Raw genomic sequence first — 9,648 nt, 5'->3', positions numbered from 1 at the left:
TAAAGAGTATGGTTCAACGTACACCATCAATTTCACAAAACTCATCATGAAAAATACTCAAACTAATATCAAACTTAATTCTGCTTGATTACTTACTGAATGAATCAGGCACTACACAAACTAATTCCCGCTGCATTGCTGCTGCTGGGTGCACCCATCGCCCAGGCGCAATCCGTCTTTATCAACGAACTGATTTATGACAGCACAATTCTGGTTGAAGGCAGAGTCGAACAAAGCGTTGAATCATTAATCGAGATTGCTGGTCCGGCGGGCACCAACCTGAAAAACTGGAGTTTAGTGATGTATGATGGTGAGAATTCGGCAGCCGCTAAATTTTACACAATGAAACCGATCTCCGGGATCATTCCCAATCAGCAAAACGGGTTTGGCACGCTCGCCTTCCGATTTCCGGGTAATACGCTTCAGCGAGGCCCCCGCGACGGCATTGCGGTCGTTGACGGGGCCGGTAAGGTTGTTCAATTGATTAGTTACGAAGGAAAGTTCACCGCTGGTAACGGACCTGCCAAGGACATGGTTTCTGATCCAATTCGCCCTTCGCACGGGGGAAGCAACGGCAAGCAATCGTTGCAACTGCAAGGCAGAGGGCGGGTTTATAAAGATTTTATCTGGTCGGCCCTGTTTGATTTTACGCCCGGCGAAGTCAATAATGCATTCATCAATAATAAACAGATGTTTACCAAACCTTGAGCAGGTTAAGCAATGAATACGTCGAAGCCGCTTCAATTGAAGCGGCTTTCTCAATTTCGCCGAACGTACTCGCTGAGTCTGCTAACCAACTCACAATTGGGAACGTGCGTAACGTACTCAGTTGGGGATGATCTGCCCTTATCCCTATAAAATATGTCCAGATAATTATAGTAAATAATAAAATTCTACTACTTATAAAATTACTGAAACGATTAAGCGTACACTGAACAGCCCATGCATCTGCTCAGCGTTGCCAGTTTAGTGCACTTTACCGGCTACTTCCCGACTACCCATGAGCAAGAAAGTGTCGATCAAGGACATTGCGCAGGAAGCGGGGGTTTCAACGGCGCTGGTGTCTTACGTGCTCAATGGCAAGGAGAAAGAGTTTCGGGTGGGGCAGGAAATGGCCGGAAAAATCAGGCAGATCGCCAGTACCCTGAACTACCGGCCGAACTACCTAGCCCAAAGCCTGCGCAGTGGCCGAACCCAGACGATTGGGCTGATTACTGCCGATATATCGAACCCGTTCTTCGCTAACATTGCCCGAATTGTTGAAGATGAAGCCAAGAAGAACGGCTACACAGTTATCGTTGGCAGTTCGGACGAAGACGCGGGCAAATCGTATGACCTGATCAACGTGCTGCTGAACCGACAGGTCGACGGCCTTATCATCGTCCCGTCGGAAAATACGGAAGAACAGATTCACTACCTGAAGAGCCGGAACGTGTCGTTTGTTCTGCTGGACCGCTATTTTCCCCAAATACAAACAAATTTCGTTGCGCTGAATAATTACAAAGCCGTCTACGAAGCGGGTTCGCACCTGATTCAGGGCGGTTACTTAACCTTTGGGGGCAGATTGAACAACCCGGCGACCAAAGCAAGACAGATTTTGATGGAAGCCAAATTGCTTACCCGAAGTTCTTCCGCCCCGGCGACCTGGAAGATAGGAACGCTTTTATGATGAAACATTATTTTTTGCCTGTTCGCTTAACCGGTTAAGCGAACTGTTTCTCTTCCTAACCCTGAACGTAATTTATGCAACGAAGACGTTTTCTCCAATCGGCGGTGCTCGGCTCGACCGCCGTTATGGCCGGGTTGCCCCTGCTCCATTCGGAGGCCGCCGTACCCAGGCTAAAAATTACTAAAATCCGGTATTACGCAGCACCGGGCTACACCAAGCCGCTTTTCAACCAGGCACGGGGTATTGTCGAGATCGAAACCGACGGCGGCATCATCGGTATTGGCGAGGGCGGTTCGAAGGACATGATTGAGCAGTTGGCCCAGATGATGATCGGCGAAAATCCGTTCCGCATCGAGCACATCTGGCAGAACCTCTACCGGGGCATGTTCTACCCGCCGGGCCGCGAAAAACTCCACGCGCAGGGTGCTTTAGACATGGCGCTATGGGATATTAAGGGCAAAGCGCTCGGCGTACCGGTTTACGAACTGCTTGGCGGGGCGACTCGCGACTACGTCGAATGTTACGCTACCGGCTTCCGGGCTTCCAAAGCGAAAACGGAAGAAGAGCGGGCCAGAGACTGCATTGAAGCCGGTTTGCGGGCGTACCGAATCGGACCAACGGGCGGCAACGGTCCCGATCCGTTCGACTTCTACGACAATGCGAAGAAAACGATTGATTTCTGCAAGCGAATCGACGCGGCCGTCGGCGGGGGTGGCAAGTGGGCCGTCGATCTGCACACCCGCTTCGACACGACCGAAGGGCTGAAAATCTGTAGAGCACTGGAAAATACGGAACCGTACTTCATTGAAGATATTGTGCGGTCAGAGAATCAGGAAGTGTACAAAACAGTACGTGCGCTGACCACCGTCCCTATTGCCGTGGGTGAGCAGTTCGGCGACCGCTGGGACACTAACGCCCTCATTGAGCAGCACCTCATCGACTACGCCCGCGTGACGGTGCCCAACACCGGCGGCATTTCAGAATTTAGAAAAATTGCCGCCATGTGTGAAACGCACTACGTCGGCATGATTCCGCACTTCACGGGTCCGCTGTCGACGGCCACGCTGGTGCACGTGCTGGGATCAAGCAGTCCCAACCGGTGCCTGATGGAGTTGGGCGGGGGCGAACCCGAACGGCCCGCTTACTTCAACGAGGATTTAGTCAACTTCAAAAACGGCAAACTATACCTCAATCCCGAACCGGGTCTGGGCGTCAAATTCGATCCTAAAAAAGCCCAGTTCGTACTGGAAGTGACGACGAATACGAAGTTCCCGCACCCGATTCTAAAAGCCCCGGACGGGTCAATTCATAACTGGTGATTCCCTCACGGCAGCGGCCGCTGCCGTGAGGGAATCACCAGCATCCATTCAAACCTTTTCCATTTCCAATGATGAATAAACCTGACTTCAACCGTCGCGATACATTGAAAATGCTCGGCTTTGGTTCATCCGCCGGGGTACTTGGTCTCTTCGGGGGCATCTCTACCGCCGAAGCCCGCGAACAGGCCGGTACACCCGCTTATGCCAGGGGGCTGGCTCCCGTCAAAATCAAAAGTGTGCGGGCCATTGCTACCGCTCCGCAGGGGTCCAACCTGATCGTGGTGAAGGTTGAAACGACTGAGCCGGGCTTGTACGGCTTAGGCTGCGCGACGTTTACCCAGCGGGCCATGTCCGTCGTAACCGCCGTTAATAGCTACCTCAACGACTTCTGCGTGGGTAAAGACGTGGACAATATTGAGGATATGTGGCAGGCGGCCTACGTCAGTTCGTACTGGCGCAATGGACCCGTGCTGAACAACGCGCTCAGTGGTCTGGATGAAGCCTTGTGGGACATTAAGGGCAAACGGGCCGGGATGCCGGTCTATCAGTTGCTGGGTGGCAAAGCCCGGTTTGCGATTCCCTGCTACACCCACGCGGGCGGTACTACGCCCGAAGCCGCTGCCGACAGCGTGACGAAGCTCATGGCTGATGGCTTCAAATACATCCGCATTCAGCAGGGCGGTTACGGAGCCGTGGGCAGCACAGCCGACCAGCCCGATTTTAAAACGGCTGGCTTTGGGGGTACCACGGACAACTACATGAACGAGCGGCTGTACCTGAAATCCGTACCGAAGATGTTCGAGATCGTCAGGAAACAGTGTGGCGATGAAATCGAACTGCTCCACGACATCCACGAGCGGGTGCAGCCCATCGACGCCATCAACATGATTAAGCAGGTGGAAGAGTACCGCCCGTTCTTTGTCGAAGACCCGTTCTCGCCCGAAAACATGAAGTGGTTTGCCAATCTTCGGCAGGCCACGTCGGTGCCGATTGCGATGGGAGAGTTGTTCAACAACATCAACGAGTTCAAGGAGCCGATGGTCAATCAGTGGTTCGACTTCATCCGCATTCACGTCTCGCAGATTGGTGGCATCACCCCGGCCATGAAAGTAGCGCGGCTGGGCGAGTGGTTCAACATCCGCACCGCCTGGCACGGACCGGGCGACGTGTCGCCGGTGGGTCACGCGGCCCACGCCCACATTGACCTCGCCGTTTGGAACTTTGGCATTCAGGAAGCCGTGCAGTTTTCCGACAAGATGAAGGACGTGTTCACCGGCTGTCCGACCATGAACAAGGGCTACATGTCGGTCAATGAGGTGCCGGGGCTGGGGGTGGACATCAACGAAAAAGAAGCCGCCAAATACCCCATCGGCACCAAATCGAACTGGCAGGTGCGGAAGATGGATGGGACGATTATCCGGCCGTAATTTTAACGGTTTGTGGTTTGAGGGTTTGAGGTTTATAGTTGGCTGGCGCAAGAACTGCTTACGCGCCAGCCAACTATAAAAATCCGGAAAGCTAAAACGCCTTAGATGGCTCGGTGGTGGATTGGTAATGGTTTCCCCCCGGCCCCTCTCCCATGGGGCGAGGGGCCGGGGACGGTCGGCCGCTGACGTGAGAGGAAATAGAATCGGTATTGTCTAAAAAATTGCTGATTTGGAAAAGACCATCATAGTTGTCTGGCTATTACTGTGTCTGTGCGCCAGTATCGCTCCCCCTGCCGAACCTCCGCAGGCCACAATCACCAACGGGCTTGTGCAGGCGACCCTGTACCTGCCCGACGAGCAGCGGGGCTACTATCAGGGTACCCGGTTCGACTGGTCGGGTGCGTTCAAAAGCCTGACGCACAATGGGCACCGCTACGTAGATGAATGGTTTGACGACTACAATCCGAAAACGCACGACGCCATCAACGGACCCGTAGAAGAGTTTACGGCGCTGGGTTTTGCCGACGCGAAGCCGGATGACACGTTCGTGAAAATCGGCGTGGGTGTCCTGCGCAAACCCGACGAGAAAGTGTACTCGTTTGCCCGGTCGTATGACGTGGTGGATCATGGTAAATGGACGGTGAAAGCCGATAAAGACCAGGCTAACTTCCGGCACGAACTGACCGACGCAACGGGTTACGGCTACCGATACACGAAAACGGTTCGATTGAGCAAGGGGAAATCGGAACTTGTTCTGGAGCATAGCCTGACCAATACAGGCCAAAAAATCATTGAAACGAGCGTGTACAACCATAATTTTTGGGTAATCGACAAGCAGCCCACGGGTCCGCAGATGGTCGTTCGGTTCCCATTTGCGGTGACGGGCGAGGGACGGGGCTTTGGAAGCGTCATACTCGCACAAGACAGCAGTTTGGTGTACTCACGAGAATTGGAAAAGAAGGAGCAGGTGTTCAGCGCGGGTTTGCAGGGCTTCGGTCCCACCGCCCGCGACTATGATGTCCGAATCGAAAACCGCCGAACGGGGGCCGGTGTGCGGACAACGGCCGACCAGCCGCTGGAGAAACTCGTGTTCTGGGCCTGCTCGACAACGTCCTGCCCCGAGCCGTACATCCGGTTACGGGCCGCTCCCGGGCAAACAGTAAACCGGACAATACGGTACGAATTTTATCAAAAACCAATCAAATGAAACTGGTTTGTAGCCTGTTAATTTTTTGCGTGTTAGTTCCGCTAAGCAGGGTTCGTTTGACCCCGGAAACGAAGTCGTACCACGAGCAGCCGGTCAACGCGGACTGGCCTGCGTATGGCGGGAACCCGGCGGGTAATCGCTTCTCACCCCTGACGCAGATTAATACGCAGAACGTTAAAAACCTGCAACCGGCCTGGACCTTCGATACGGGTGAAAATAATGATTCGACCACGCGGGGTGTGGATATTCAGTGCCAGCCGATTGTGGTGAAGGGCGTCTTGTACGGCACTACGCCCCAAATGAAACTGTTCGCGGTCAATGCCGCCACGGGCAGGCAATTATGGACGTTCGATCCGTTTGCTGACCCAGATCAGAAACCCCGCTTTCACCCGCTTCGGGGCGTCGTGTATTGGGAAGACGGCGACCGCACCGCAGCGACGGACAAACGGATTCTGTACTCCGTTGGGTCCTCTCTCTACGCCATCAACGCCCTGACTGGCAAGCCAACACGGAGTTTCGGCGAAAACGGCGAAGTCGATCTGCACGAAGGTTTAGGTAATAAAGAAACGCTCGGCCATGACGTGGCTACCTTTTCTGTCCGCGCCACGACGCCCGGCGTCATTCACAGAGACTTGCTGATAATCGGTTCCAGCGTTTCGGAAGGGGGCGATGCGCTGCCCGGCTACATTCGGGCGTTTAACGTGCGCACGGGCAAACTGGCCTGGGTGTTTCATACCATTCCGCTGCCGGGCGAATACGGCTACGAAACCTGGTCAAAGGACGCCTACAAAAAATTAGGTGGTGCCAACTGCTGGGCGGGTATGGTCGTCGACGAAAAACGGGGTGTCGTTTACGCGGGAACGGGGTCGCCTTCGGCTGATTTTTACGGCGGTGCCCGCGAAGGCCAGAACCTGTTTGCGAACTGCGTCATTGCCCTAAACGCTCAAACCGGCAAACGCATCTGGCACTTCCAAACCGTCCACCACGATCTCTGGGACCGCGATCTGCCCTGCCCGCCCAATCTGCTGACGGTAACGCACAACGGCCCGGATGGCCGACCCCGGCGAAGGGATGCGGTGGCGCAGGCAACCAAAGACGGCTACGTGTTCGTATTTAATCGGGATACCGGCAAACCCCTGTTTCCCGTCCGCGAGGTGCCCGTGCCTACGTCACCGGCCCTACCCGGCGAACACCCGTGGCCCACGCAGCCCGTACCCGACAAACCCGCTCCGTTCGCCTTGCAGGAACTAACCGAAGCCACCATTACCAACCGCACACCCAACACGCGGGCCTACGTCCTGGAGCGGTTCAGGAACAGTTATCAGGGTGGTAAACACGGGCCACCCAGTGAAAAAGGATCGCTGATTTTCGGCATGGGGGGCGGAGCTGAGTGGGGCGGTACAGCCGCTGATCCTGATGGTATTTTTTACGTAAATTCCAACAACATGCTTTGGTGGCTGAAGATGCGCGGCAACCGAACGCAATCTGGTGGTGCCCTGACGCGGGGAGCCTGGCTCTTCGACACCAACTGCTCAGTCTGTCATGGTATGGATGGCAAAGGAAGCGGCAATCAACCGGTGGCTCAGGCCTACCCCGACCTGACTGATGTTGGTAAGCGATTAGACAAGGAGCAGATTCACAGCCTGCTGATCAGTGGCCGGGGACGAATGCCTTCGTTTAGCCACATTGCCAAAGCAGACCGCGAAGCCATTATCAATTTTCTGATGAACCGGGGAACAAAGTCCGCCATAACGGCTTCCACGCCGGTCGACAGTCATAATTCGGTCGTCGCAACGAAGACGCCGGAGGGCAGTGACTTTCCGTACATACCGCCATATTTGAACAACGGCAACACGCAATTCCGGGATCAGGACAACTACCCCGCCGTGAAGCCGCCCTGGGGAACGCTCAACGCCATCGACCTCAACACGGGCGAATACGTCTGGCAGGTGCCGCTGGGGGAGTATCCCGAATTAGTGAAGAGAGGCATACCCCCAACCGGTACGGAGAACCACGGCGGGCCGGTCGTGACGGCGGGCGGGCTGCTGTTCATTGCGGCTACCTACGACGAAAAACTCCGCGCGTTCGACCGCAAAACGGGCAAAATCGTCTGGGAACACAAATTGCCCGCCGGGGGCTTCGCCACACCCATCACCTACATGGTCAATGGCCGACAGTACGTCGTCATTGCCGCCGGAGGTACGCGCTACGGCCTCAAATCGGGTGGTTCCTACGTCGCGTTTGCCCTTCCCGACCAATCACGCACTAAATGAGGACCAGCGTAATTGACTCCTGCTTAGCCACTGATAACCTGATGGCGCATTCTTTACTATGCTGCGATTGGGGGACTTCGTCGTTTCGATTGCGCCTGATGACCCTTGACAGCTATCAGTGCGTGGGCGAAATACAGTCCCAACATGGCATTGCCCGTATGTTTACTGACTGGAAAGCAGACGGTGAGCCCAACGGCATTCCCCGTGAGCAGTTCTTCCGTCGGCAGTTGAAAGCGCATATCGACCGGTTGGCCGGGCAAGTGGCGCACAGTTTGGACGGAATTCCAGTCGTTATTTCGGGCATGGCGTCGTCGTCCATTGGCATGGCCGACGTTGCCTACGCGACACTGCCGTTTGCCGCCGACGGCAGTCAGGCCAGCATCCGGCACTTCGATGCCCAGCCTGATTTTCCCTGGGAAATCAAGTTGGTTTCCGGAGTCAGCAGTCAGCAGGACGTTATGCGCGGGGAAGAGACCCAACTGATTGGCTTGCTAACGCTGCTTGACCAGGCGAATGAACAAACCCGAAAGGCCATTTTCATCTTTCCGGGTACGCACGCCAAACACATGGCTATTGAGCATGACCAGTTAGTTCATTTTGACACGTTCATGACCGGTGAGTTATTCCACCTGCTGGCCAATCAAAGCATCCTCGCCGATTCTGTCGACATCAGCAACCTGATTCCGGTTTTGGATAGTGAAATGGCGGCTTTCAAACGGGGTGTCCGGCAGTCGAAATCCAGCCCGATTCTGAACAGTCTGTTTACGGTTCGGACGAACGAGCTTTTCAACAAATTGACGAAACGACAAAACGCGCTTTACCTCAGCGGGCTGTTGATTGGCCAGGAACTCGGGCATCTGGTAGATAAACCGGACTGGCCCATTGTGCTCTGTAGCGGGAGTAACCTGGCCGTTTTCTACAAGCTGGCCATTGACGAACTCCAGCTATCAGAACGCACGACGACCGTGTTGCCCGACCTCATCGACCGGGCGGCCAGCGTTGGTCAGATCCGGTTATACCAGCATCAGTTAATAAAACAGACGACGGAATGAGACCGAATGCCTTTTCTTGGGCGCTATTCGCCAACGCGCCAATCGTCGGCATTGTGCGCAATCTGTCGATGGATGATATGGTGCATATTCTGCCGCTCTACCGGGACGCGGGCCTGACGACGATTGAAATCACGATGAACACCCCCAATGCCGAAGCCATCATTCGGTACGCCCTCGATCACCACCGCACCGGAATGCCGGACCACGGCGGACTGGCCGACGGCCTCAATGTTGGGGCCGGAACGGTCTGTACGATGGCCGATCTGGAAAAGGCCCTCACGGCCGGTGCGCAGTTTATTGTCACGCCGGTTATTGATGAGCAGGTTATTCAAACCTGCGTCCAACGGAGAATCCCCATTTTTCCCGGCGCGTTTACCCCATCCGAAATTTACAAAGCCTGGTCGCTGGGCGCTTCATTAGTCAAGGTTTTCCCGGCTACGTCGCTCGGCCCCGCCTACGTCAGCGACTTGAAAGCTCCCCTCGGCCAAATAAAGCTGCTACCAACGGGGGGCATCACGCGGAATAACCTAACCGACTATCTGAAGGCGGGAGCATATGGCGTGGGGATTGGTAGTCATCTTTTCGATAAGACGCTCATCCGCGAGCAAAACTGGACGGGCTTAGGGGCGCACTTCCGGCAGTTCGCTGACCAGTTAGCCACCGTTCCCAAGAGCCAACCGACCATCCAGTAAACCCCAGCG

At 55.1% G+C, this 9,648-nt stretch carries 8 protein-coding genes; all 8 read left to right on the top strand.

Annotated features, from left to right (window positions below; genetic code table 11):
- The first annotated feature begins 99 nt into the window (after nucleotides 1–99).
- The 8 genes from ACYVHB_RS29460 (at nucleotide 100) to ACYVHB_RS29425 (ending at nucleotide 9,639) form a co-directional block, all read left to right on the top strand.
- Complete coding sequence (locus ACYVHB_RS29460) at nucleotides 100–708, top strand: hypothetical protein (protein ID WP_461055538.1); 609 nt, start codon at nucleotides 100–102, stop codon at nucleotides 706–708.
- A 292-nt stretch (nucleotides 709–1,000) separates the two neighbouring features.
- Nucleotides 1,001–1,669: a LacI family DNA-binding transcriptional regulator gene (locus ACYVHB_RS29455; RefSeq protein WP_461055537.1), complete on the top strand. Its 669-nt coding sequence runs from the start codon at nucleotides 1,001–1,003 to the stop codon at nucleotides 1,667–1,669.
- 74 nt (nucleotides 1,670–1,743) lie between these two features.
- Nucleotides 1,744–2,988 carry a mandelate racemase/muconate lactonizing enzyme family protein gene (locus ACYVHB_RS29450; RefSeq protein ID WP_461055536.1) on the top strand — a complete coding sequence of 415 codons (1,245 nt, stop codon included), beginning with the start codon at nucleotides 1,744–1,746 and terminating at the stop codon, nucleotides 2,986–2,988.
- A 71-nt stretch (nucleotides 2,989–3,059) separates the two neighbouring features.
- Nucleotides 3,060–4,415: an enolase C-terminal domain-like protein gene (locus tag ACYVHB_RS29445; protein ID WP_461055540.1), complete on the top strand. Its 1,356-nt coding sequence runs from the start codon at nucleotides 3,060–3,062 to the stop codon at nucleotides 4,413–4,415.
- A 229-nt stretch (nucleotides 4,416–4,644) separates the two neighbouring features.
- Nucleotides 4,645–5,622, top strand: a complete 978-nt coding sequence (locus ACYVHB_RS29440; RefSeq protein ID WP_461055534.1) for a hypothetical protein — start codon at nucleotides 4,645–4,647, stop codon at nucleotides 5,620–5,622.
- On the top strand, nucleotides 5,619–7,895 hold the full coding sequence (locus ACYVHB_RS29435; RefSeq protein ID WP_461055532.1) for an outer membrane protein assembly factor BamB family protein: 2,277 nt from the start codon (nucleotides 5,619–5,621) through the stop codon (nucleotides 7,893–7,895). Before ACYVHB_RS29440 ends, ACYVHB_RS29435 begins: the two co-directional genes overlap by 4 nt.
- Nucleotides 7,892–8,947 carry a 2-dehydro-3-deoxygalactonokinase gene (locus tag ACYVHB_RS29430; protein WP_461055531.1) on the top strand — a complete coding sequence of 352 codons (1,056 nt, stop codon included), beginning with the start codon at nucleotides 7,892–7,894 and terminating at the stop codon, nucleotides 8,945–8,947. The genes ACYVHB_RS29435 and ACYVHB_RS29430 overlap by 4 nt, the downstream gene beginning before the upstream one ends.
- Complete coding sequence (locus ACYVHB_RS29425) at nucleotides 8,944–9,639, top strand: bifunctional 4-hydroxy-2-oxoglutarate aldolase/2-dehydro-3-deoxy-phosphogluconate aldolase (RefSeq protein ID WP_461055529.1); 696 nt, start codon at nucleotides 8,944–8,946, stop codon at nucleotides 9,637–9,639. Before ACYVHB_RS29430 ends, ACYVHB_RS29425 begins: the two co-directional genes overlap by 4 nt.
- Nucleotides 9,640–9,648 lie beyond the last annotated feature (9 nt).

Source organism: Spirosoma arcticum, from assembly GCF_054779955.1.
The sequence above is the reverse complement of the archived record's forward strand: the minus strand, read 5'-3'. Positions and strand labels throughout refer to the sequence as shown.

What these genes read in the sequence shown, in the direction of transcription:
- ACYVHB_RS29460 (WP_461055538.1), top strand. Translation starts at nt 100, where the DNA reads ATGAATCAGGCACTACACAAACTAATTCCCGCTGCATTGCTGCTGCTG.
- ACYVHB_RS29455 (WP_461055537.1), top strand. Translation starts at nt 1,001, where the DNA reads ATGAGCAAGAAAGTGTCGATCAAGGACATTGCGCAGGAAGCGGGGGTT.
- ACYVHB_RS29450 (WP_461055536.1), top strand. Translation starts at nt 1,744, where the DNA reads ATGCAACGAAGACGTTTTCTCCAATCGGCGGTGCTCGGCTCGACCGCC.
- ACYVHB_RS29445 (WP_461055540.1), top strand. Translation starts at nt 3,060, where the DNA reads ATGAATAAACCTGACTTCAACCGTCGCGATACATTGAAAATGCTCGGC.
- ACYVHB_RS29435 (WP_461055532.1), top strand. Translation starts at nt 5,619, where the DNA reads ATGAAACTGGTTTGTAGCCTGTTAATTTTTTGCGTGTTAGTTCCGCTA.
- ACYVHB_RS29430 (WP_461055531.1), top strand. Translation starts at nt 7,892, where the DNA reads ATGAGGACCAGCGTAATTGACTCCTGCTTAGCCACTGATAACCTGATG.
- ACYVHB_RS29425 (WP_461055529.1), top strand. Translation starts at nt 8,944, where the DNA reads ATGAGACCGAATGCCTTTTCTTGGGCGCTATTCGCCAACGCGCCAATC.